21 protein-coding genes and 1 tRNA gene are annotated in these 22,594 nt (G+C 71.3%); 5 read left to right on the top strand and 17 right to left on the bottom strand.

Annotation, left to right across the window (positions count from 1 at the left end):
- The 11 genes from polA to ABZ570_RS04795 all read right to left on the bottom strand — a co-directional run.
- Nucleotides 1-2,750: DNA polymerase I (polA, locus tag ABZ570_RS04845; protein ID WP_358056847.1), on the bottom strand; the 2,750-nt coding region annotated here is incomplete at its 3' end.
- A 138-nt stretch (nucleotides 2,751-2,888) separates the two neighbouring features.
- The gene (locus tag ABZ570_RS04840; RefSeq protein ID WP_358056861.1) at nucleotides 2,889-3,653 is read right to left on the bottom strand and encodes an amino acid ABC transporter ATP-binding protein; all 765 of its coding nucleotides are present in this window, start codon (nucleotides 3,651-3,653) and stop codon (nucleotides 2,889-2,891) included.
- A 41-nt stretch (nucleotides 3,654-3,694) separates the two neighbouring features.
- Nucleotides 3,695-4,675, bottom strand: coding sequence for an amino acid ABC transporter permease (locus ABZ570_RS04835; protein WP_358056845.1), 981 nt, complete (start codon nucleotides 4,673-4,675; stop codon nucleotides 3,695-3,697).
- Nucleotides 4,676-4,677: 2 nt separating this feature from the next.
- A complete protein-coding gene (locus ABZ570_RS04830; RefSeq protein ID WP_358056843.1) occupies nucleotides 4,678-5,589 on the bottom strand; it encodes an ABC transporter substrate-binding protein in 912 nt (303 codons plus the stop codon).
- Nucleotides 5,590-5,619: 30 nt separating this feature from the next.
- Nucleotides 5,620-6,330 carry an ABC transporter ATP-binding protein gene (locus ABZ570_RS04825; RefSeq protein WP_358056841.1) on the bottom strand — a complete coding sequence of 237 codons (711 nt, stop codon included), beginning with the start codon at nucleotides 6,328-6,330 and terminating at the stop codon, nucleotides 5,620-5,622.
- A complete protein-coding gene (locus ABZ570_RS04820; protein ID WP_358056859.1) occupies nucleotides 6,320-7,141 on the bottom strand; it encodes an ABC transporter ATP-binding protein in 822 nt (273 codons plus the stop codon). Before ABZ570_RS04820 ends, ABZ570_RS04825 begins: the two co-directional genes overlap by 11 nt.
- Before the next feature lies 1 nt (nucleotide 7,142).
- On the bottom strand, nucleotides 7,143-8,252 hold the full coding sequence (locus tag ABZ570_RS04815) for a branched-chain amino acid ABC transporter permease (RefSeq protein WP_358056839.1): 1,110 nt from the start codon (nucleotides 8,250-8,252) through the stop codon (nucleotides 7,143-7,145).
- Nucleotides 8,249-9,199: a branched-chain amino acid ABC transporter permease gene (locus ABZ570_RS04810; RefSeq protein ID WP_358056837.1), complete on the bottom strand. Its 951-nt coding sequence runs from the start codon at nucleotides 9,197-9,199 to the stop codon at nucleotides 8,249-8,251. The genes ABZ570_RS04815 and ABZ570_RS04810 overlap by 4 nt, the downstream gene beginning before the upstream one ends.
- Nucleotides 9,200-9,301: 102 nt before the next feature.
- Nucleotides 9,302-10,462, bottom strand: a complete 1,161-nt coding sequence (locus ABZ570_RS04805) for a branched-chain amino acid ABC transporter substrate-binding protein (RefSeq protein ID WP_358056835.1) — start codon at nucleotides 10,460-10,462, stop codon at nucleotides 9,302-9,304.
- A gap of 260 nt (nucleotides 10,463-10,722) precedes the next feature.
- A complete protein-coding gene (locus ABZ570_RS04800) occupies nucleotides 10,723-11,922 on the bottom strand; it encodes a hypothetical protein (RefSeq protein ID WP_358056833.1) in 1,200 nt (399 codons plus the stop codon).
- A 54-nt stretch (nucleotides 11,923-11,976) separates the two neighbouring features.
- Entirely contained in the window at nucleotides 11,977-12,597 is a 621-nt protein-coding gene (locus ABZ570_RS04795) for a response regulator (RefSeq protein ID WP_358056831.1), read from the bottom strand.
- Between the two features lie 92 nt (nucleotides 12,598-12,689).
- Between ABZ570_RS04795 and ABZ570_RS04790 the strand changes: the two genes are divergently transcribed.
- Nucleotides 12,690-12,763: transfer RNA gene (locus tag ABZ570_RS04790), tRNA-Leu, on the top strand.
- 33 nt (nucleotides 12,764-12,796) lie between these two features.
- On the top strand, nucleotides 12,797-13,546 hold the full coding sequence (locus tag ABZ570_RS04785; RefSeq protein WP_358056829.1) for a helix-turn-helix domain-containing protein: 750 nt from the start codon (nucleotides 12,797-12,799) through the stop codon (nucleotides 13,544-13,546).
- Between the two features lie 15 nt (nucleotides 13,547-13,561).
- Here the strand turns inward: ABZ570_RS04785 and ABZ570_RS04780 are convergent, their stop codons facing one another.
- Nucleotides 13,562-14,719 (bottom strand): aminotransferase class I/II-fold pyridoxal phosphate-dependent enzyme, encoded by a 1,158-nt coding sequence (locus ABZ570_RS04780; RefSeq protein ID WP_358056827.1) that lies wholly within the window; start codon nucleotides 14,717-14,719, stop codon nucleotides 13,562-13,564.
- A gap of 102 nt (nucleotides 14,720-14,821) precedes the next feature.
- Between ABZ570_RS04780 and ABZ570_RS04775 the strand changes: the two genes are divergently transcribed.
- Together ABZ570_RS04775 and ABZ570_RS04770 are read left to right on the top strand one after the other, a co-directional pair.
- The gene (locus tag ABZ570_RS04775; RefSeq protein ID WP_358056825.1) at nucleotides 14,822-15,301 is read left to right on the top strand and encodes an Lrp/AsnC family transcriptional regulator; all 480 of its coding nucleotides are present in this window, start codon (nucleotides 14,822-14,824) and stop codon (nucleotides 15,299-15,301) included.
- 42 nt (nucleotides 15,302-15,343) lie between these two features.
- Nucleotides 15,344-16,354, top strand: a complete 1,011-nt coding sequence (locus tag ABZ570_RS04770) for an LLM class flavin-dependent oxidoreductase (protein WP_358056823.1) — start codon at nucleotides 15,344-15,346, stop codon at nucleotides 16,352-16,354.
- A gap of 45 nt (nucleotides 16,355-16,399) precedes the next feature.
- Here ABZ570_RS04770 and ABZ570_RS04765 read toward each other — a convergent pair whose 3' ends face one another.
- Nucleotides 16,400-16,648 (bottom strand): hypothetical protein, encoded by a 249-nt coding sequence (locus ABZ570_RS04765; RefSeq protein WP_358056857.1) that lies wholly within the window; start codon nucleotides 16,646-16,648, stop codon nucleotides 16,400-16,402.
- Nucleotides 16,649-16,772: 124 nt separating this feature from the next.
- Here ABZ570_RS04765 and ABZ570_RS04760 point away from each other — a divergent pair, with 124 nt between their 5' ends.
- Nucleotides 16,773-18,206, top strand: a complete 1,434-nt coding sequence (locus ABZ570_RS04760) for a pyridoxal-dependent decarboxylase (RefSeq protein WP_358056821.1) — start codon at nucleotides 16,773-16,775, stop codon at nucleotides 18,204-18,206.
- A gap of 162 nt (nucleotides 18,207-18,368) precedes the next feature.
- Here the strand turns inward: ABZ570_RS04760 and ABZ570_RS04755 are convergent, their stop codons facing one another.
- The 4 genes from ABZ570_RS04755 to pyk form a co-directional block, all read right to left on the bottom strand.
- Nucleotides 18,369-19,415 carry a sulfite exporter TauE/SafE family protein gene (locus ABZ570_RS04755; protein ID WP_358056819.1) on the bottom strand — a complete coding sequence of 349 codons (1,047 nt, stop codon included), beginning with the start codon at nucleotides 19,413-19,415 and terminating at the stop codon, nucleotides 18,369-18,371.
- A 164-nt stretch (nucleotides 19,416-19,579) separates the two neighbouring features.
- Nucleotides 19,580-20,050, bottom strand: a complete 471-nt coding sequence (locus ABZ570_RS04750; protein ID WP_358056817.1) for an Rrf2 family transcriptional regulator — start codon at nucleotides 20,048-20,050, stop codon at nucleotides 19,580-19,582.
- 71 nt (nucleotides 20,051-20,121) lie between these two features.
- Nucleotides 20,122-21,003 carry an acyl-CoA thioesterase II gene (locus ABZ570_RS04745; RefSeq protein ID WP_358056815.1) on the bottom strand — a complete coding sequence of 294 codons (882 nt, stop codon included), beginning with the start codon at nucleotides 21,001-21,003 and terminating at the stop codon, nucleotides 20,122-20,124.
- A gap of 46 nt (nucleotides 21,004-21,049) precedes the next feature.
- Nucleotides 21,050-22,498, bottom strand: a complete 1,449-nt coding sequence (pyk, locus tag ABZ570_RS04740; protein ID WP_358056813.1) for a pyruvate kinase — start codon at nucleotides 22,496-22,498, stop codon at nucleotides 21,050-21,052.
- Nucleotides 22,499-22,594: the final 96 nt, after the last annotated feature.

Below are 22,594 nucleotides of genomic sequence, written 5' to 3'. Positions count from 1 at the left end.
ATCCGCCCGATCGTCGACTTCGACAACCCCGATTTCTCGGCCATCGACTTGCGGGGGCCGGCGGTGTTCCAGTCGCGGCCCTCGCCGACGGAGACCTCCAGCGGCACCGACAGCGGGTACGCCTCGCCCATCTCCTTGCGGACCAGGGCCTCCAGGGTGGCCCGCTCGCCGGGCGCGACCTCGAAGACCAGCTCGTCGTGCACCTGAAGCAGCATCCGCGAGCGCAGCCCGGCCGCGCGCAGCGCGGTGTCGACGTGCAGCATGGCGACCTTGATGATGTCGGCCGCCGAGCCCTGGATCGGGGCGTTGAGGGCCATCCGCTCGGCCATCTCGCGGCGCTGCCGGTTGTCGCTGACCAGGTCGGGCAGGTAGCGGCGGCGACCCAGGATGGTGGAGGTGTACCCGTCCTGGCGGGCCCGGGCCACCACCTCGTGCAGGTAGTCGCGGACCCCGCCGAAGCCGGCGAAGTAGTTCTCCATCAGCCCGCGCGCCTCCTCGGCGCTGATCCCGAGCTGCTGGGAGAGGCCGAACGCGCTCAGCCCGTACGCCAGGCCGTAGTTCATCGCCTTGATCTTGCGCCGCTGGTCGGCGGTGACCTGGTCGACCGGGACGCCGAAGACCGAGGAGGCGGTGGCGGCGTGGAAGTCGTGCCCGCTGTTGAACGCCTCGATCAGCGCGTCGTCCGACGACAGGTGCGCCATGATCCGCATCTCGATCTGGCTGTAGTCGGCGGTGAGCAGGCACTCGTAGCCCGCGCCGACCACGAACGCGCGGCGGATCCGCCGCCCCTCCTCGGTGCGGATGGGGATGTTCTGCAGGTTGGGCTCGGTCGAGGAGAGCCGGCCGGTGGCCGCCACGGTCTGGTTGAACGTGGTGTGGATCCGCCCGTCGTCGGAGATCGACTTGAGCAGCCCGTCGACGGTCGACTTGAGCTTGGCCACGTCCCGGTGGCGCAGCAGGTACTCCAGCACCTTGTGCGGATTCTGCGCGTAGAGCCACTGGAGGGCGTCGGCGTCGGTGGTGTAGCCCGTCTTGATCTTCTTGGTCTTGGGCAGGCCCAGCTCACCGAAGAGGATCTCCTGCAGCTGCTTGGGCGAGCCCAGGTTGAACTCCCGGCCGACCGCCGCGTACGCGCCCTGGGCGGCGGCCTTCACCTCGGCGGCGAAGTGCGCCTCCAGCTCCGACAGGTAGTCGGTGTCGGCGGCGATGCCGGTGCGTTCCATCGTCGCGAGGACCCGCATCAGCGGCAGCTCCACGCCGGCCATCAGCCGGGCCGACTGCTCGCCGTCGCGGGACAGCTCGGCGTCGATCGCGTCGGCCAGGTCGAGGGTGGCCCGGGCCTGGAGCATCAGGTTCTGCTCGGCCTCGCCGTCGTTGCCCAGCCCCTCCAGGGTGAGCTGGCCGCTCTCCGGCGCGTCGACCCGCAGCTCCCGGTGCAGGTAGCGCAGCGCCAGGTCGGTGAGGTCGTAGGAGCGCTGGTCGGGGCGGGCCAGGTAGGCGGCGATCTGGGTGTCGCGGGCGATGCCCCGCAGGTCCCACCCGTGCGCGGCGAAGGCCAGCACCGCCGGCTTGCTGTCGTGCAGCACCTTGAGGCGCTCGGCGTCGGCCAGCCAGCCGGCCAGGGCGGCCTCGTCGGCGGCGTCGAGGGTGGCCGGGTCGAACCAGGCGGCCGCGCCCGCGGCGGTGGCCAGGGCCATCCCGGTCACCGCCGCGGTGTGCCGTCGGTTGGGGCCGGTGTCGAGCTTGACCGCCACGCCGACCGGGGTGCCGGCCGGGGCGTGGGTCTCCAGCCAGCCGGCGAGGGCGCCGGGCGCGGTGAGCACCTCCCCGGCCAACTCGAAGCCCGCCTCGGCCTCCGGCTCGACGGCCTCCAGGTACTGATAGAGCCGGTCGCGCAGGATACGGAACTGGAGGGTGTCGAAGACCTGGTGCACGGCCTCCCGGTCCCAGCCCTGCCAGCGGGCGTCCTCCGGGCGGATCGGCAGCTCCAGGTCGGAGACCAGGCAGTTGATCTCGTAGTTGCGGATCACGTCGGCAAGCCGCTCACGCAGGCTGTCGCCGGCCTTGCCCTTGATCTCGTCCGCTCGGGCGATCACGCCCTCGACCCCACCGTAGGTGTTGATCCACTTGGCGGCGGTCTTCGGGCCGACGCCCGGGATGCCGGGCAGGTTGTCGCTGGTCTCGCCGACCAGGGCGGCCAGGTCGCGGTAGCGCTCCGGGCCGACGCCGTACTTCGCCTCGACCGCGGCCGGGTCCATCCGGGCCAGGTCGGAGACGCCCTTGCGGGGGTAGAGCACGGTGATCCGGTCGCCGACGAGCTGGAACCCGTCCCGGTCGCCGGTGGTGATCAGCACCTCCATGCCCTGGTCGCGGGCCTGGCAGGCGAGGGTGGCGATGACGTCGTCGGCCTCGTACCCCTCCTTCTCCACCACCGGGACGCGCAGCGCGGCGAGGACCTCCTTCACCAGGCTGACCTGGCCCTTGAAGTCGGTCGGGGTCTCGCTGCGGCCGGCCTTGTACTCGGCGTACTTCTCGGTGCGGAAGGAGCGGCGGGAGACGTCGAAGGCGACCACGATGTGGGTGGGCTGCTCGTCACGGAGCACGTTGATCAGCATCGAGGTGAAGCCGTAGACGGCGTTGGTCGGCTGCCCCGTGGTGGTGGAGAAGTTCTCCACCGGCAGGGCGAAGAAGGCCCGGTATGCCAGGGAGTGTCCGTCGACGAGGAGCAGGCGCGGCGTCGTAGCTGTCACGGCTGCGACTCTAGTCCGTACCGCCGACAAGCCCGGCCCGCGGCACGGCCGGTCGGGCACGGCCCGTCCCGGATCCACTCGGGTGTCCGTTTCGTGGGATCCGGTGCGGCGGCGGACGCCGCACCGGACCCCACCGGGTCACAGGACCTTGGCCAGGAACGCCTTGGTCCGATCGTGGCGCGGGTTCCCGATCACCTCGCGCGGATTGCCCTGCTCGACGACCACGCCGCCGTCCATGAAGACCAGCGAGTCGCCGACCTCCCGGGCGAAGCCGATCTCGTGGGTCACCACGATCATCGTCATGCCGTCGCGGGCCAGGTCCTTCATCACGTCCAGCACCTCGCCGACCAGCTCCGGGTCGAGCGCGCTGGTCGGCTCGTCGAAGAGCATCAGCTTCGGCTGCATCGCGAGGGCGCGGGCGATCGCCACCCGCTGCTGCTGGCCACCGGAGAGCTGACCCGGGTACGCCCCGAGCTTGTCGCCCAGCCCGACCCGCTCCAGCAACTGCGCCGCCCGGTCCCGGGCCTGCGCCTTCTTGGCTCGGCGCAGCAGCACCGGCGCCTCGACGATGTTCTGCAGCACGGTCATGTGCGGGAACAGGTTGAACCGCTGGAACACCATGCCGATCGTCCGGCGCTGCGCGGCCACCTCCTTGTCCCGTAGCTCGTGCAGCTTCCCGCCGCGCTCCCGGTAGCCGATCAGGTCGCCGTCCACCCAGATCCGGCCAGCGTTGATCTTCTCAAGGTGGTTGATGCAGCGCAGGAAGGTCGACTTGCCGGAGCCGGACGGCCCGAGCAGGCAGCACACCTCCCCGGCACGGACCTCCAGGTCGATGCCCTTGAGCACCTCGAGGGACCCGAACGACTTGTGCACCTGCTCGGCCCGGACCATCAGGTCCGGCATCTCCTCCGCCGAACCCGCCTGCTGAGGAATGGCCATCTCAGTCATCGTTCCGCCGTCCCGCTCGCGTTGCCGCCGCTCTCGGCGACGATGTCACGCAGCCGCTGCCGGGCCCGCTCGCTGCGCCCGACGCCCTTCGAGAAGTGCCGCTCCAGGTAGTACTGCCCGACCAGCAGGATGCTGGTCAGGAACAGGTACCAGAGGGTGGCCGCGACGTACATCGGGAAGGGCTGGAAGGTCCGGGTGACGACCGCCTTGAGCTGGAAGAACAGCTCGGCGCTGACCGGCACGTAGGCCACCAGCGAGGTGTCCTTGAGCATCGCGATGGTCTCGTTGCCGGTGGGCGGGATGATCACCCGCATGGCCTGCGGCAGCACGATCCGGCGCAGGATCTGCCCCCGGCTCAGCCCGAGCGCCTGCGCGGCCTCGGTCTGCCCCTCGTCCACCGACTGGATGCCGGCCCGGACGATCTCCGCCATGTACGCGGCCTCGGAGAGGCCGAGTGCCAGCACGCCGGCGACGAACCCGGTGAGAACGTCCTTCGCGGAGAACCCGAACAGCCGCGCCTCGAAGTCGTGGAGGCCGAACAGCGCGCCGATCTGCCGGTCGAAGGGCAGGCCGAACTCCAGCCGGGACCAGAGAATGCCCAGGTTGCCGAAGAGGATGCCCAGCACCAGCCGGGGCACCGCCCGGAAGAACCAGGTGTAGACCCAGGCGACGCCCTTCAGGATCGGGTTCGGCGACAGCCGCATGATCGCGATGGCGATGCCGAGCCCGATGCCGATCAGCATGGAGAACACGAGCAGCGCGAGGGTACCGCGCAGCCCGGCGATGATCGGCGGCCGGAACATCTCGTCGACCATCAACGGCCAGTTGAACGCCGTGTTCGTCACCAGCAGGTGCACGAACATGGCGACCAGCACCCCGATCACCGCGATGGCGAGCCAGCGGCCGGGATGCCGCACGGGCACGGCCTGGATGGGTTCCGGCCGTGCCCGTTCGGGTGTATCCGTCTCGACCGACATGGTCAGCTGGTGGGGTTCAGTTCGGAGCTGGTGACGGCGCCGCCCTCGACGCCCCACTTCTCCAGCGCGGTCTTGTAGCTGCCGTCGGCGATGACCGCCTGGACGGCCTCCTTCAGCACCTCGGCGAACGCCTGCTGGTCCTTCTTCACCGCGTAGCCGTACGGGGCCGACTCGTAGATGTCGCCGAGCAGCTCCAGCTGGCCGCCGCTCTGCTTCACCGCGTACGCGCCGACCGGGGAGTCGGCGAGCATGGCGTCGTCCTTGCCGCTGATCACGGCAGCGGTGGCGTCGCTCTGCGCCTGGTACTGGTCGATGGTGATGGCCGGCTTGCCGGCGTCGGTGCACTTCTTCGACCGGGCGGTGATGTCGTCGACCTGCACGGTGCCGACCTGCACGGCGATCTTCTTGCCGCAGGCGTTCTCGTTGTCCACCCCGGACGGGTTGCCCTTCTTCGTCGCCCACTGGGTGCCGGCGGAGAAGTAGCTGACCATGTTGACGCTCTTGAGGCGCTCGGGGTTGATGGTGAACGACGAGACACCGACCTCGTACTTGCCGGAGTCGACGCCGGGCAGGATCGCGTCGAACGGCGCCGACTCGTACTCGGCCTTGAGGCCGAGCTTCTGGGCGACCGCGTTGAACAGCTCCACGTCGAAGCCGATGACCGTCTTGCCGTCGTTGTCGAGGAACTCCGCCGGAGCGTACGTGGAGTCGGTGCCGACCTTGATCACGCCGTCGGCCTTGATCGAGTCCGGCACCTTCGCGGCCAGGTCCGTGTCGGCCGCGGCCGTCACCGAGGGACCGCCGCCGGGCGTGCCGGCGTTCTCCTTCTCGCCGCAGGCGGCGAGGGAGAACAGCAGGACCGCCGCGCCGGCGACGCCCACTGCCGCCCGCCGGCCGCCAATGAGGTTGCGCATGGTTGAACTCCTTTGAGGGGTGACGGCCCGTCAGGCTACGCCGAGGTACGCCTCTTTGACCGCCGAGTCGTGCAACAGTTCCGCACCGGTGCCGCTCTTCACGATCCGGCCGGTCTCCAGCACGTACGCCCGGTGTGCCCGGGCCAGCGCCTGCTGGGCGTTCTGCTCCACCAGCAGGACCGTGGTGCCCTGCTGGTTGATCTCGGTGATGATGTTGAAGATCTGCTGGATCAACATCGGCGCGAGACCCATCGACGGCTCGTCGAGCAGCAGCAGCTTCGGCCGGCTCATCAGTGCCCGCCCGACCGCCAGCATCTGCTGCTCGCCGCCGGAGAGAGTACCCCCAGCCTGCTTGCGCCGCTCGGCCAGCCGGGGGAAGAGCTCCAGCACCCGGTCCAGGTCCTGGGCGATACCCGCGCGGTCGCGGCGGGTGTACGCCCCCATGTCCAGGTTCTCCAGCACGGTCATGCCCGGGAAGATGCCACGCCCCTCGGGGGCCTGGCACAACCCGCGCCGCACCCGCAGGTCCGCCCGGAGCTTGGTGATGTCCTCGCCCTCGAACCGGATGCGCCCGGAGGCCACCGGCCGGAGCCCGGAGATCGCCCGCATCGTGGTGGACTTTCCGGCGCCGTTGGCACCGATCAGCGCCACGATCTCACCCTCGCCCACCGTCAGGCTGATGCCGTGCAGCGCCTGGATCCGCCCGTAGAGCAGGCTCACATCTTCGATCTCAAGCAGCATCGTCCGGCACCCCCAGGTAGGCGGCGATCACCTTCGGGTTCTCCCGTACCTCGGCCGGCAGACCTTCCGCGATCTTCTTTCCAAACTCCAGCACCGCGATGCGGTCGGTGACGCCCATGACCAGCTTCATGTCGTGCTCGATGAGCAGCACGGTGGTGCCCCGATCACGGATCTTGCGGATGAGCTGCAGCAGCTCCTCCTTCTCCGCCGGGTTGAAGCCGGCAGCCGGCTCGTCCAGGCACAGCAGCACCGGGTCGGTGGCCAGGGCCCGGGCGATCTCCAGCCGGCGCTGCTCGCCGTACGAGAGATTGCGGGCCGTCTCGTGCATCCGCCCGGCGATCCCGACGAAGTCCAGCAGGTCGCGAGCCTTTTCCTGCCCCTCCCGCTCCTCCCGCCAGTGCCGGGGGAGCCGCAGCAGCGCCGAGATCACGCTCGTCTTGTGGTGCGCGTCCGCGCCCACCTGCACGTTCTCCAGCGCGGTCATCTCGGGGAAGAGCCGGATGTTCTGGAAGGTGCGGGCCATCCCCATCTTGGTGATCTGGTGCCGCTTCTTGCCGTTGATCCGCTCCCCACGGAACCGGATCTCGCCCTCGGTCGGGCGGTAGATGCCGGTCATCGCGTTGAAGCACGTGGTCTTGCCCGCGCCGTTGGGCCCGATCAGCCCGAAGATCTCACCCTTGTAGAGAGTGAAGTCCACGTCGTTGAGCGCGACGACGCCGCCGAAGCGGAGCGTGACGTGGTCGACCTCGAGCAGCGGCTCCCGTTCGACCTCGACCGACGCGGTCCGCTGCGCGGGAACGTTCTGCACCATCTCAGCCACCGACGATCACCTCCTTGCGCCGATCCTTGAACTCGGCCGCTCGACGCCGGTTGGCGATCAGGCCCTGCGGCCGGTAGATCATCATGATGATCAGGGCCGCACCGAAGAACATGAAGCGATACTCATACAGCTCGATGCCGAACAACTCCACGCCGCGGAAGCGTTCGATCAGGTAGAAGGCCAGGCCGCCGCCGACGATGGCGCCGAGGATGTTGCCGGAACCGCCGAGGATCACCGCCGCCAGGATGATGATCGAGTTCAGCAGTTCGAAGCTCTGGTTGTTGACGAAGTTCTGCTTACCGGCGAACAACGCCCCCGCCAGGCCACCGATGGCGGCACCGGCGGCGAACGCCCACAGCTTGAACTTGAACGTCGGCACCCCCATCAGCTGCGCCGCGTCCTCATCCTCGCGGATGGAGACCCAGGCGCGGCCGACCCGGCTGTTGGTCAGGTTCCGCACCCCGAGCACCACCAGGATGATCAAGGTGAGGACCAGCCAGTAGTACGGCTTCGAGTCCAGCACGCCGAAGACCGGCGTCCCGTCCGTGTTCTTGCCCGGCGGGTGCGGGATCTGGTTGAAGCCGCGCTGGCCCTTCAGGAACCCCGCGCTGGTCGCCGTCAGCCGGATCATCTCCGCGAAGCCCAGCGTCACGATCGCCAGGTAGTCGCCGCGCAGCCGCAGCGTCGGCAGACCCAGCAGCACGCCCGACACCATCGCCAGGCCGATCGCGATCGGCAGCACGGTCAGCCACGGCCACACCGTCTTGAGGTCGCTGTTGGGTGAGGTCAGCACCGCCACCGTGTACGCGCCGACGGCGAAGAAGCCGAAATAGCCCAGGTCGAGCAGGCCGGCGAAGCCGACCACGATGTTGAGGCCCACGGCCAGCAGCACGTAGATCGACATCATGAACAGCACCTGGCCGAAGTTGGACCCGGTGGTCGGGATCGGCCCGAGCCACTGGTAGAACTCCTTGTTCGGCAGGGCGTAGAAGAAGGCGATGACTGCCGCCACGGCAATCCAGTGCACCCAGCGCGGCAGTGCCCGCCAACGCTCGCCGGCCGCGTTCCGGCCCGCCCGGATCTTCTCCATCACGCTCGTCATGCCCGCGCTCCCCGCAGTGATTCGCCCAGCAGGCCGGTCGGCCGGAACATCAGCAGCACGACCAGCACCACGAAGGCGGTCAGGTCCTTCCACTGCGCACCGAACAGGCCCGAGGCGTAGTTCTCGGTCAGGCCGAGCAGCAGGCCGCCGAGCAACGCGCCGCGCAGGTTACCGATGCCACCGAGCACCGCGGCCGTGAACGCCTTGAGCCCCAGCAGGAATCCGACGCTGTAGGCCAGGGCCCCGATCCGCACGTTGTACAGCACGCCCGCCACGCCGGCCATCAGGCCACCGGCGATGAAGACGATCATGATGATCCGGTCCTTGTTCACGCCCATCAGCGCCGCGGTGTTCGGATCCTGGGACACCGCCCGGATCCCGCGACCGATCCGGCTGCGGTTGATGAACTGGTCGAGCGCGACCATCATCACCAGCGCGGAACCGACGATCAGCAGCTCCACCCAGCCGATCTCCGCCTTGCCGATCCGGAACAGGGGCTCGGTCGGCACCACCGCCGGCGCACCCCGCGACAGCCGCCGCGTGTAGACGCCGAACGCCTCCGAGATGACGATCGACGCGCCGATCGCCGTGATCAGGAAGGCCAGGGGCGGCGCGTTGCGCTTACGGAGCGGGCGGTAGGCCACCCGTTCGACCACGGTCGCCACCGTCGCCGAGGCCAGCGCCGCCACCAGCATCGCCACCAGCAGATAGAACAGGATCGAGCCCACCCCGGTGACCCGAGAGTTACCGGTCAGGCCGAACGCGGCCCAGGTGAACAGCGCGGCGTACGCGCCAGAGATGAAGACCTCGGAGTGAGCGAAGTTGATGAGCCTCAATACACCGTAGACCAGTGTGTAACCGAGCGCGACCAGGGCGTAGATCGCCCCCACGGTCAGGCCGGTCGTCGTGAGCTCTCCGAAGTTGGAGATCAATCCGTCGACGTTCAAGAAGGGTGCTCCAGCGACTTGAAGAGAAGCCAGGGTGCGGCCGGGAAAGGTGCTCCCGACCGCACCCGCAGCGATTTTCTGGCAGTCAGAACTGCCGTGGCACTACGTCAGCGGAACCCGCTTCACCGGCACGATCGCGCCGTTCTCGACCTTGTACGCCCAGATCTGGACGGCCGACGGGTCCAGCTCGCCGGTGTCGGTGAACTTGTACGACCCGACGACACCCTCACCGGTGTAGCCCTTCACGTACGCCAGCAGGTCGGCACGGGTGGTCTTGCCCGCCTTGATGCCGGACAGCAGGATGTTCGCCGCGTCGAAGGCGTTGTCGCTGTAGGTGCCCGGGTCGACGTTGAACATCGCCTTGTAGTCCGCGGGGAAGGTGCCCTTCACCTCGCTCGCCGGCAGGCACGGGCAGGTGAAGATGGTCCCCTCGGCCGCCGCCTTGCTCGCACCGTCGATGAAGGCCGGGTCCTTCATGCCGTCGGCGCCGATCATCGTGGCCTTGACACCGGCGTTGGTCAGCGCCTTGCGGATCAGACCGCCCTCGGCGTAGTAGCCACCGTAGAACACGGCCGTGGCGCCGGAGGCCTTCACCTTGGTGACGGTGCCGGAGAACTCGGTCTGCTTGCCACCGCCCTGCACCTTGTCCGTGTCGACGACCGCGGCACCGAGCGCCTTCTTGACCTCGTCGGCCAGCCCCGCGCCGTACGCCGACTGGTCGTCGATGACGAAGACCTTCTCGGCCTTGAGCTCTTCCTTGATGTACTTCGCCGCCGCCGGGCCCTGCGCGTTGTCGTTGCCGACCGAGCGGAAGAAGGTCTTCCAGCCCTGGCCACTCAGGCTGGGCCGGGTCGCGGACGCGGTGATGTGCACCAGCCCCGCCTCCGAGAAGAGCGGGTTGGCCGCCTCCGACTCACCGGAGAAGGCCGGCCCGACGATCCCGAGCACCTTCGCGTCGTCGATGGCCTGCTGGGCGAGCTGCGGCGCCTGGTCCGGGCTGCCCTGCGAGTCCAGCTGAAGCAGCGTGACCTGGCAGTCCTTGTTTTCCTTGTTGTACTTGTCGAGGGCGAGCTTCACGCCGTTGTTCTCGTTGATGCCCAGCCCCGCGTCGGGGCCGGTCAACGCCCCGAAGAACGCAATCTTGTAACCGCACTCGCCACCGGACGCCTCATTGCCGCTGTCGCTCTTGCATGCCGCGGTGCCACCAACGGCAAGCGCCAGAGCAGCGACTCCGCCGAGCACTCGTGTGAGCTTCTGCCTCAAGGCCCAGACCCTCCTCCGTCCCATGGTCCGAACCACCCGCTGCCGATTGGCCCTTGCGGGGGCGACCGAACCAGACCGTCGTCGCCGGTCTGGGGCCGGACGCTATCCCACCTAGCAGGTGTGACGTAAGCCCCAGGAGAGCGCGTTGACCGAACCGTTACACGCCGTGGCGGATTGGGAACGATCGCTGTAAGAGATCTACACTCGCGGAAGCCTTTTGGCGACATTCCGCCGGTAAGCACCGGAGGTTCGTTCACCCGCTACCGGCCGATCGCCGGCAGCCCCGCCCACCAGGCACGAGCCCCCACACCGTCATCGGCGAGCAACACCATTCGATCTTCGTCGGACGTTACCGCGACCGCCTTGTCCCCACCATCGGGCACCGCGACCGGCACCACCACGGGACGCCACGAAACACCCGCATCGGCCGAGAACCACAGACCATGACCGCTCCCGTCAGCGGTCACCGCCACCAACCCGCCGCCACCCACCGGCGCCAGCACGCGCACCGACGACACCCCCGTGCCCGCCGCACCGAACCCACCGACCCGCCGCCAGCCGGCGTCACCGATCCGCTCCGCACCGCCACCGGGAAGCGCCGCCCGCCACACCCCGAAACCAGCCCGCACCGGCCCGACCGCCACCACCGCGCCACCCACCAGAGCGACCCGCTGCGCCTGGCTCCGCCCGTCCGACGCCGGCAACGCCAGCCGCCGCCAGGTCCGCCCGTCCGCCGAAGCCCAGGCGAGCGGCAACGTCGCCGTCCCGTGCGGCGGCAGCACCGCACCCACCGCCAGCCACCCCGGCGGTACGGCCACCGCGTCGAGCCCGATCGTCCTGCCCCGCCCGTCCCCGGCCAACTCCGGCACACCCTCGTGCAGCGTGAACCGCTCGCCGTCCGGCGAGGTCCAGGCCGCTGCCCCGTCGGCCCGCGAGCCGACCACGAGCCATCCGCCCGGCCCGGCGACCAGTCGCGAGACGCTCACCGCCCGCGGCCCCCCGTACAGTTCGAACGGGGCCGCCGCCTCCCGCAGCCTGCCATCGGGGGCCAGCGCCCAGGTGCCCGTACGCGGATTGCCGTGCGCGCCCCCGCCCCGGGCCCCCAGCGCCCCCAACCGACCCTCCCGGCAGGCCGCCGCGTAGAGCACGTGCCGCCGGCCGTAGAAGGTGGACGCCGCGACCGGCACGGACGACCACGAGAGACCGTCCACACTGGCCCACGCCGCCGGACGGGTCTCCCCCGCCGGGCCGGCCACCGCGCCCACCACGAACCAGCGCCCCGCGCAGGCCACCACGTCCCGCAGCATCAGCCGGCCGGGCGCTCCCGGTGGCACCGGCAGGGTCAGCGCCCGCCATCGTGGACGGAGCGGTTCGGGCTCGACGCGCGCCGGCGACCGCACGCAGCCGGCGAGCAGCACGACGACGACGCCGAGCACCACCGTCAGCCGTCGCGCCGTCACGGATCACACTCTATCGATCAGCGCCGCTCCCGCGCATCGGCGAACCGGTGGCCCTCAGGTGGCCGGCTGCGCCACCTCACCGCCGGCGGTCTCGGCGAGGATCCGCTCGGCGACCTCCTTCATGGTCATCCGGTGGTCCATCGCCGTGCGCTGGATCCACTTGAACGCCTGCGGCTCGGTCATCCCGTACGTGGTCATCAGGGCGCCCTTGGCCCGCTCCACGGTCTTGCGGATCTCCAGCCGGTCGGTGAGGCCGGCGACCTCCGCCTCCAGCGCGGCGATCTCGGAGTAGCGGGACAGCGCGATCTCCACCGCCGGGACCAGGTCGCTCTTCTGGAACGGCTTGACCAGGTACGCCATCGCGCCGGCGGCCCGGGCCCGCTCCACCAGGTCCCGCTGGCTGAACGCGGTCAGGATGATCACCGGGGCGATCCGGGCGCCGGCGATGCGCTCGGCGGCGGCCAGCCCATCCATGATCGGCATCTTGATGTCGAGGATGACCAGATCCGGCTTCAGCTCCTCGGCGAGCCGCACGGCGGTCTCGCCGTCACCGGCCTCGCCGACCACCTCGTAGCCCTCCTCGGCGAGCATCTCGGCCAGGTCCAGCCGGATGAGCGCCTCGTCCTCGGCGATCAGCACCCGCCGGCGCTCGGCGTCCGTCTCCGTCTCGGCCACGAGCCACTCCCACCAGTTCAAGCCCGACACCGCCGGGCCGGGTGTCGTCGCTCCTAGCCTAGTAGGTAGTCTGTCAACGCCGAATGACGGAAGCCCCTGTACTCCAACCGGAAGAGAGACGGAGCTCAAACCTCCGACAGTGTGGGTTCGAGTCCCACCGGGGGCACAAAGTGTCATACAGGCGTTCGAAGATGCTTGGGTGCATCCACCCGAGATACGTGCCAGAGCACGCCGCCTGTACCTAGCCGGCGCTACCGTCGCGGAGGCCGCACGCGCCGTCGGGGTCTCCTACCCCACCGTCCGGCACTGGTGCAAGATCCAACCTGAGCCAAGGCAGCAGGGCACCGCGCTGCGCTGCTTCCGCTGCCGCCCCGACGTCGACCATCCGACAGATCCCGCTCAATACGCTTACCTGCTCGGCCTCTACCTCGGCGACGGTCACCTGGTCACCACCGCCCGAGTCCCGGTGCTGCGCATCAGCTGCGCCGATGCCTGGCCCGGTCTGATCGGCGCCTGTGAGGATGCCATGAAGAACGTCCTCGCGGCCTCGGTGCAGCGGGTGCAGAGCCAGGGCTGCGTCAGCGTGCAGAGTTACGGCAAACACTGGCCCTGCCTGCTTCCCCAGCACGGCCCGGGCAAGAAGCACGAGCACCCGATCGTCCTGGCCGACTGGCAGCGGGGCATCGTTGCAGCGCAAGCAGGAGACCTGCTGCGCGGGCTCTTCCATTCCGACGGTTGCCGGTTCAGCAACCGGGTCAGAGTCCGGGGAAAGGAGTACGTCTACCCGCGCTACATGTTCACCAACCGATCCACCGACATCATGGAGCTCTGCCAGTGGGCCCTCGATCTGCTCGGCATCCCGTGGAAGATGAACCGCGGCAACTGCCTCTCCGTCGCGCGGCGGGAGGCCGTGGCGGCGCTGGACCGCCACGTCGGCCCGAAGTCCTGAGCCCCGAGCGGCGGGTCAGATCGCGGCGAGCGCCTGTTCCAGGTCCACCCGCAGATCCTCCGGGTCCTCGAGGCCGACGGAGAGTCGCAGCAGGGCGCCGCCCGGCTTGGCGTCGCCCTCGACGGGCCGGTGGGTGAGCGAGGCCGGGTGCTGGATCAGCGTGTCGACGCCGCCGAGCGACACGGCGTGGGTGATCAGCCGGCAGGCGCCGGCGACGGTGGCCGCGGCGGGGGCGCCGCCGCGTACCTCGAAGGCGAGCAGGCTGCCGGGGCCGGACATCTGGCGGCCGACCAGCCCGGCCGGGTCGTGCAGCGAGGGGTGGTGGACCCGTTCGACGCTCGCGTGGCCGGTGAGCCAGGCGGCGAGTTTCTCGGCGCCGGCCTGCTGGGCGCGGACCCGCAGCGGGAGGGTCTGCAGGCCGCGGTGCAGCAGGTACGCGCCGAGCGGGTGCAGGATCGCGCCGGTGACGGCGCGGACCTGGCGCAGCCGGGCGGCCCAGGCGGGATCGCAGGCGACGGCGCCGGCGAGGACGTCGCCGTGGCCGCCGATGCTCTTGGTGGCGCTGTGCAGCACGAGGGCGGCGCCGTGCCGGGCGGGTTGCTGGAGCACCGGGGTGGCGACGGTGTTGTCGACGAGCAGCGGGACGTCGCCGGCGGCGGTGGCGAGGGCGGCGATGTCGACGAGGTCGAGGGTGGGGTTGGCCGGGGTCTCGACGACGACCAGGGCGGTGTCGGGGCGGATCGCCGCGGCGACCTCGTCGGCACGGGCCCAGGTGACGTCGGTGCCGAGCAGGCCGGTGGCGAGCACGTGGTCGGTGCCGCCGTAGAGGGGGCGGACGGCGACGACGTGGCGTTTTGCGTCGCGGGTGGCGGCGAGCAGGGTGGCGGTGAGGGCGGCCATGCCGCTGGCGAAGGCGACGGCTTCGGCGGTGCCTTCGAGGGTGGCGAGGGCGGTCTCGAAGCGGGCGACGGTGGGGTTCCAGAGCCGCTGGTAGACGGCGCTGCCGCCGGGCGGGAGGGTGCCGCCGGTGGCCAGGGTCTCGTACGCGTCGCCCCCGCTGGCGACGGACGGCAGCGGGTTGGTGGTGGAGAGGTCGATGGGCGGCACGTGGACGCCGAGCCCGGCGAGGTCGTCGCGCCCGGCGTGCACGGCTGTGGTGTCCACGGCGGTCATGGCCGGAAGCTTCGAACATGACGCCGGGATCTGGCAAGGCAGTCGAACAAGATTCTGTGAAATCCGCTTTCCATGCCGCAACATTCGATGGAAGATGCTTCCATGCCTGTCGCACCGAATGATGTACGGCGGTTCGCGGCGCTCGACGACGTCGACCGCGCGATCCTGACCGAGCTGGCGGCCGACGGCCGGCTGCCGAACAATGCCCTCGCCGAGCGGGTCGGGGTGGCGCCGTCCACCTGCCTGGCGCGTACCCGGGCGCTGCGCGAGTCCGGGGCGATCCGCGGCTTCCACGCCGAGGTGGATCCGGCGGCGGTGGGGTTGCCGTTGCAGGCGCTGGTGTCGGTGCGCCTGACGGCGCACGAGCGGGCGGCGGTGGACGCCTTCCGGGCCCGGTCGGTGCGGTTGCCCGGGGTGGTGTCGGTGTTCCACGTGGCCGGGGCGGAGGACTACGTGCTGCACGTCCGGGCGGCGTCGGGGGATGCGCTGCGGGACTTCGTGCTGGACCATCTGGCGGTGGATCCGGCGGTGCAGCACACCCAGACCAGCCTGATCTTCGAGCAGGCGCGCGGGGTGGGGTAGGCGGAAGGAACAATTCCGGCGCTCGGCGGGTTGATCAGGTTCGTGATCGACGTACCCTTGTCTGTTCTTGATCTTGCTCCGGTCGCTGCCGTCGGCAGCGTCGGGGAGGCCCTGCGGCACACCACCGAGCTGGCCCGGCGTACGGAGGAGCTGGGCTACCGCCGGTTCTGGGTGGCCGAGCACCACAACATGCCCTCGATCGCCTCGTCCGCGCCGGCCGTGCTCCTCGCGCACCTGGCCGCGCGCACGAGCACGATCCGACTCGGCTCGGGTGGGGTGATGCTGCCCAACCACGCACCGCTGGTGGTGGCCGAGCAGTTCGGCACCCTGGAGGCGCTGCACCCGGGCCGCATCGATCTGGGCCTCGGCCGGGCGCCGGGCACCGACCAGGTGACCGCGCTGGCGCTGCGCCGGAGCATGGAGGGATTGTCGGCCGAGCACTTCCCCCGGGAGCTGGCCGACCTGATGAACTACTTCAGCGGCGCCGAGCCGGGCCCGATCACGGCCACCCCCGGCCGGGGCCAGTCGCCGGCGATCTGGCTGCTCGGGTCGAGCGGGTTCAGTGCCCAGCTCGCCGGCCTGCTCGGGTTGCCGTTCTCGTTCGCGCACCATTTCAGCGCACAGAACACGCTGCCCGCGCTGCAGCTGTACCGGCAGAGCTTCCGGCCGTCGCGGTGGCTGGAGCGGCCGTACGCGATGGTCGCGGTGAACGCGGTCTGTGCGGAGACCGACGAGCGGGCGGAGTGGCTGGCCGGTCCGGCCGGGCTGTCCTTCCTGAAGCTGCGCTCGGGGCGGCCGGAGCCGCTCGTCACGCCGGAGGAGGCGGCGGCCTACCCGTACACGGAGCTGGAGCGGGAGTTCGTCGCGCAACGCCGGGAGGGGCAGGCGACCGGCGCGCCGGAGACGGTGGCCCGGCAGCTCGGCGCGCTGCTGGAGCGTACCGGCGCGGACGAGCTGATGCTGACCACGATGGTGTACGACGTGGCCGACCGGGTCCGCTCGTTCGAGCTGATCGCCGAGCGGGTCGCCGGCGGCCTGCGCCGGAACGGCTGAAACACGCTCTTCACAGCCGCGTCACCCCGCCGTCGCCCGGCGCCCCTAGGTTGGTGACCGGTGGTGGTACGGCACTCCCGGTCGGGACGGGTCAGGAGTGCCGCGGTGTGGTGCACCGGGCCGTCGTCGCGGGTTCCGCGGCCGGCGGCCCGGTGCCTTCCCGTTCAGCGCAGGTAGATGTCCGGTGCGGGTGGGCTGGCCATGCCGTCGCCGAGGTGGAAACCGGGGGTGCGGCGGCTGGTTGTACGCGGTGCTCTGCCCGGCGATGGCGACCCGGTACTGCGGGTCGTGCATCAGGGTGTGGATCCGCACGCTGGTTGTCGATCTTCGTGGCGCCGAGCGGTTCGCGGACCGGGTCGCCCACAACCACCACGGCGGCCCTTGCTCCGGCCGGTCCCGCCCTGATCCACTTCACGGCATGGCTGAGCACATGGATCCGGAGGAGTTCCGCCGCGCCGGGCACGCCGTCGTGGACTGGATCGCCGACTACTGGACGACGCTCGGGCGGCGGCCGGTGACCTCGCAGGACCCGCCCGGCGTGGTGGCCGCCGCGCTGCCCGCGGGGCCGACCGAGCGGGGCGAGCCGGTCGAGGCCGTCCTGGCCGACCTGGACCGGATCGTCACGCCCCGGCTGACCCACTGGCAGCACCCGGGCTTCTTCGGGTACTTCCCGGCCAACACCTCCGGCCCCAGCGTGCTCGGCGACCTGGTCAGCTCCGGGCTCGGCGTGCAGGGGATGCTCTGGGCGACCGGCCCGGCGTGCACCGAACTGGAGACGGTCATGCTGGACTGGCTGGCCGGCCTGCTCGACCTGCCGGAGCGGTTCCGCTCGACCGGGCGCGGCGGCGGGGTGATCCAGGACTCCGCCTCGTCGGCGACGCTGGTCGCCACGCTGGCCGCGTTGCACCGGGCCAGCAAGGGCCGCTGGCGGTCCGACGGCATCGACCGGCGCTACCGCGCGTACGCCTCGACGCAGGGGCACTCCTCGATCGAGAAGGCGGCTCGCATCGCCGGGCTGGGCGAGGAGGGGGTCCGCGCGATCGAGGTGGACCCGACGACGCAGGCGATGCGTCCGGCGGCGCTGCGGGCGGCGATCGAGGCCGACCTGGCGGCCGGGGTGGTGCCGACGGTCGTGGTGGCCACCATCGGCACCACGTCCACCACCGCCGTCGACCCGCTGCCGGAGATCGGCGCGATCTGCGCCGAGCACGGCGTCTGGCTGCACGTCGACGCCGCGTACGCGGGCGCCGCCGCGGTCTGCCCCGAGCTGCGGTGGTCGCACGCCGGGGTCGAGTACGCCGATTCGTACTGCTTCGACCCGCACAAGTGGCTGCTCACCGGCTTCGACTGCGACGCGTTCTGGGTGGCCGACCGGGGTGAGCTGATCGAGGCACTGACGGTGATGCCGGAGTTCCTGCGCAACGCGGCGACCGAGTCCGGGGCGGTGATCGACTACCGGGACTGGCAGGTACCGCTGGGCCGCCGGTTCCGCGCGCTCAAGCTCTGGTTCGTGCTGCGCTGGTACGGCGTGGAGGGGCTACGGGCGCACATCCGCTCCGGGGTGGCGCTCGCCGACCGGTTCGCCGCGCGGGTCGCCGCCGACGACCGGTTCGAGCTGGCCGCGCCGCATCCGTTCGCGCTGGTCTGCTTCCGGCTGCGGGCCGGCGACGAGGCGAGCGCCGAGCTGCTGCGCCGGGTCAACCACACGGGACGGGTGCTGCTGACCCACACCCGGATCGGCGGCCGCTACGCGCTGCGCCTGGCGGTCGGGTCGCCGCTGACCACCGAGCAGCACGTCGACGAGGCCTGGGACCTGCTCTCCGCCACCACCGACGACCTCCGCGCCGGCTGACCGCACCGCACCGCACCGCGCCGGGCTCAGGCGGCGGGCCCGTGCTCGATCCGGGAAGCAGTGGCCTCGACAGCACCGGGAGGCCACTACTTCCACGATGTAGCGCGATCTTGGCGGTCTGCGGCGGCTCCCCCGGCGGTGGCGCGGGGTGGGGTGTCCGGGTCAGCGCTCGGCCGCGGCGGCGAGCCGCTGGGACTCCTTCGGCGTCGCGGTGTCGGGCTGGGCCACCGCCGCGCCGGGCCCGGGCACGGCCTCGGGACGCGCGCCGAGGGCCACCTCGGTCACCGCCGCGCCGGGCCCGGGCACGGCCCCGGCCCGCGCGCCGAGGGCCGCCTCGGCGACGGCCCGGGCCCGGCGGGTACGGCGCAGCGCCCGCACCGCCAGCCCCAGCGCGACCAGCCAGCCGGCGCCGAGGACCGCGTAGAGCAGGGGCGGGAGTGGGCCGCCCAGCTCGCCGGCCCGCAGCAGCGTCCGGGCGTTGGTCAGCACGATCACCCCGCCGATCACCGCGCCGAGGAGCTGGGCGGGAACGATCCGGACCAGCCAGGCGGCGATCGGCGCGGCGATCAGGCCGCCGATCAGCAGTGCGGCCACGGTGGACAGCAGGAAGCCCTCGGCGCCGAGCCCGATGAGGAAGCCGGCACTCGCCGCGCCGGCCACCAGGAACTCGGCGGTGTCGACCGAGCCGATGACCTTTCGCGGCTCCATCCGACCGGAGACCAGCAGCGCCGGGGTGGCGACCGGGCCCCAGCCCCCACCGCCGGTGGCGTCGACAAAGCCGGCCACCAGCCCGAGCGGGGCGAGGAAGCGGCTGCGCAGGCGGCCGGCGGCCCGGTTGGCCCGCAGTGGCCGGGCGAAGCGGACCAGCAGGTACGTGCCCAGGGTGAACAGGATGGCGGCCATCCACGGGGCGGCAGCCCCGGTGGAGATGGAGCTGAGGAAGGTGGCGCCGGCGAACGCGCCGAGCGCTCCGGGCAGCGCGATGCGGGCGACCACCCGCCAGTCGACGTTGCCGAACCGCCAGTGCGCCACGCCCGCGGCGAGGGTGGTGCCGATCTCCGCGAGGTGCACCGAGGCGGACGCGGCGGCCGGCGCCACCCCGGCGAACAGCAGCAGGGTGGAGGAGGTCAGCCCGTACGCCATGCCGAGCGCGCCGTCGACCAGCTGCGCGGCGAGCCCGACCAGGGCGAGGATCAGCAGCTTGCGCACGAGCGCCCCCCGACTTTTCGGTATCTCCTATCGACTTGGTCGACAATGCGGCACGGCGGCGCTCCGGTCAAGTCCTCCATCCGGTTGGTGGGAACGCGCCGGACGGCGCGAGCGGGGCACGAGTCAGCGCACCGCCCGCCGGTGACCGGGCGGGGCCGCGGCCGTCAGGTCCAGGCGCTCGGGTCGGCGGCGAGGTCGTTGACCCGGCCGGGCAGTTGACCGCTGGCCACGTCGGCGATGGTGACCAGCTCGAGGATCTCGCGTTCGCTGGCTCGCAGGGCGATCCAGACGTCCTGCAACGCCCGGGCCGCCCCCTGGTAGCCGAGCTGCTCGGGGCGCTGGCCGCGGACGTGCGCCAACGGACCGTCGATCACCCGGATCACCTCGGCCAGGGAGATCTCCGCGGCGGGCCGGGCCAGCCAGTAGCCACCCTCGGGGCCACGCTGGGCGTGCACGATGCCGCCCCGGCGCAGCTGAAGCAGGATGCTCTCCAGGAACTTCGGCGGGATGTCCTGGGCCCGGGCGATCTGCTCGGCGGTCACCGGCCGGCTCCGCCGGGCGCCCGTGCCGCCGGCCACCGCGGCCAGCTCGGCGGCCGCGCGGAGGGCGTAGTCGACCCGGGCGGAGAGACGCATGCCGGCTAGGTTAGCCCGCTTGTCCGCCGACCGGTCTTTCGACCCTGGACCGAACGGTCACGACTCGCAGGTCAGGCGCCGACCCGGCGCAACAGTCCCTCCTGCACGGCGCTGGCGATGTGCCGGCCGTCGGTGGTGAACATCCGGCCGGTGGCCAGGCCGCGAGCGCCGGAGGCGGACGGGCTCCAGCAGTCGTAGAGGAACCACTCGTCGGCGCGGAAGGGCCGGTGGAACCAGAGCGCGTGGTCCAGGCTCGCGCCCACCACTCCCCCGGGCCCCCAGACCTCGCCGTGCACGGACAGCACCGAGTCGAGCAGGGTCAGGTCCGAGGCGTACGTCAGGGCACAGGCGTGCAGCAGCGGGTCGTCGGGCAGCTTGCCGTCGATGCGCATCCAGACCCGCTGGTGCGGCTCGGCGGGCCGGTCGCCGGGGCGCACCCAGCCGGGCTCGCCGACGTAGCGGACGTCGATCGGGCGGGGGATCTGGCCCCAGATGCCGAGCCGCTCGGGGTAGCGGGAGAGCCGGTCGGTCATGGTCGGGACCTCGTCCGGACCGGGCACGTCGAGGGGGGCCGGTGCCTGGTGGTCCAACCCCTCCTCCTGCCGCTGGAACGAGGCCGACATGAAGAAGATCGGCTTGTCGTGCTGGAACGCGACCGACCGGCGCACCGAGAACGAGCGGCCGTCGCGGATGTTCTCCACCTGGTACTCGATCGGCTCGGCCGGGTCGCCGGGGCGGACGAAGTAGCCGTGCAGGGAGTGCACGAAGCGCTCCGGGTCGACGGTGCGCCCCGCGGCGACCAGGGCCTGGCCGGCGACCTGGCCGCCGTACACCCGCTGCGGGCCGACCGGCGGACTCATCCCCCGGAAGGTCATCTCGCCGGTGTGCGCCAGGTCCAGCACCTCGAGGAGCTGGTCGACAGCGGCCTGGCCGGTCGCCACCGGCTCGCTCACGGGGTCACCACGCTACCGAGTCGGATGGCTCGCTCGCTCCGCTCGCTCACTGCAGCGCCCGCGCGGACGCAGCGTCGACCAGCGAGCCGAGCTGGTGCACGCGCAGGGTGTTGGTGGAACCGGGGGTGCCGGGCGGGCTGCCCGCCACGATCACCACGTAGTCGCCGGGGTTGGCCCGGTTGAGCCCCAGCAGCGCCTGGTCGACCTGGCGGAACATGTCGTCGGTGTGCGCGACGAAGGGCATCAGGAACGTCTCGACACCCCAGGAGAGGGCGAGCTGGTTGCGCACCTCGGGCACCGGGGTGAACGCCAGCAGCGGCAGGTCGCAGTGCAGCCGGGCGAGCCGCTTGACGGTGTCACCGGTCTGCGAGAAGGCGACCAGCGCCTTGGCGCCGATGGCCCGGGCGATCGAGGACGCGCCGACGGTGAGCGCGCCGCCGTGCGTACGCGGGTCGTGCTGCAGCCGCGGCACGCGGATCGAGCCGGACTCGGTGGTCTGGATGATCTTGGCCATGGTGCTGACGGTGAGCACCGGGTACTTGCCGACGCTGGTCTCGCCGGAGAGCATCACCGCGTCCGCGCCGTCGAGCACCGCGTTGGCCACGTCCGAGGCCTCGGCGCGGGTCGGCCGCGAATTCTCGATCATGGAGTCGAGCATCTGGGTGGCCACGATGACCGGCTTGGCGTTCTCCCGGCAGAGCTGCACGGCCCGCTTCTGCACCAACGGCACCTGGTCCAGCGGCAGCTCCACGCCGAGATCGCCGCGGGCGACCATGACACCGTCGAAGGCGAGCACGATCGCCTCCAGGTGGTCGACCGCCTCGGGCTTCTCGACCTTGGCCAGCACCGGGCGCTGCACGCCCTCCTCGGCCATGATCGCGTGCACCAGCTTGATGTCGTCGGCCGAGCGGACGAAGGAGAGCGCGATCATGTCGACGCCCAGGCCGAGGGCGAAGCGCAGGTCCTCGGCGTCCTTCTCCGACAGGGCCGGGACGCTGACCGCGACGTTCGGCAGCGAGACGCCCTTGTTGTTGGAGACCGCGCCACCTTCCGTGACCAGGACGCGGATGTCGTTGCCGGTGACGTCGCTGACCTCGACCGCCACCCGGCCGTCGTCGATCAGCAGCCGGTCGCCCGGCTTCACCTCCTGCGGGAGCTTGCGGTAGGTGCAGGAGACCCGGTCCTTGCTGCCGACGATGTCGTCCCCGGTGATCACCACGGAGTCGCCGGTGCGCCACTCGTGCGGGCCGTCGGCGAACCGGCCGAGCCGGATCTTCGGGCCCTGCAGGTCGGCGAGCACCGCGACGGGCCGCCCGGCCGCCTCGGCCGCCTCCCGGACGAGCCGGCAGACCGCCTCGTGATCGGCGTGGCTGCCGTGGCTGAAGTTGAGCCTCGCCACGTTCATGCCCGCCTCGACCAGGCCCCGGATGCGCTCGGGGGACGAGGTGGCGGGGCCGAGTGTGCAGACGATCTTCGCGCGGCGTGTCACGCCCATCAGGCTAGTCTCTCCTCCGGGTCGACCCACCGGCCGGCCCCTTTCGGAACGCGGAACATTTGTCCAACGACGCGCGATTCCCGCGCAGCGGGCGGT

This window comes from Micromonospora sp. NPDC007271, from assembly GCF_040634005.1.
GTDB lineage: Bacteria > Actinomycetota > Actinomycetes > Mycobacteriales > Micromonosporaceae > Micromonospora.
The sequence above is the reverse complement of the archived record's forward strand: the minus strand, read 5'-3'. Positions and strand labels throughout refer to the sequence as shown.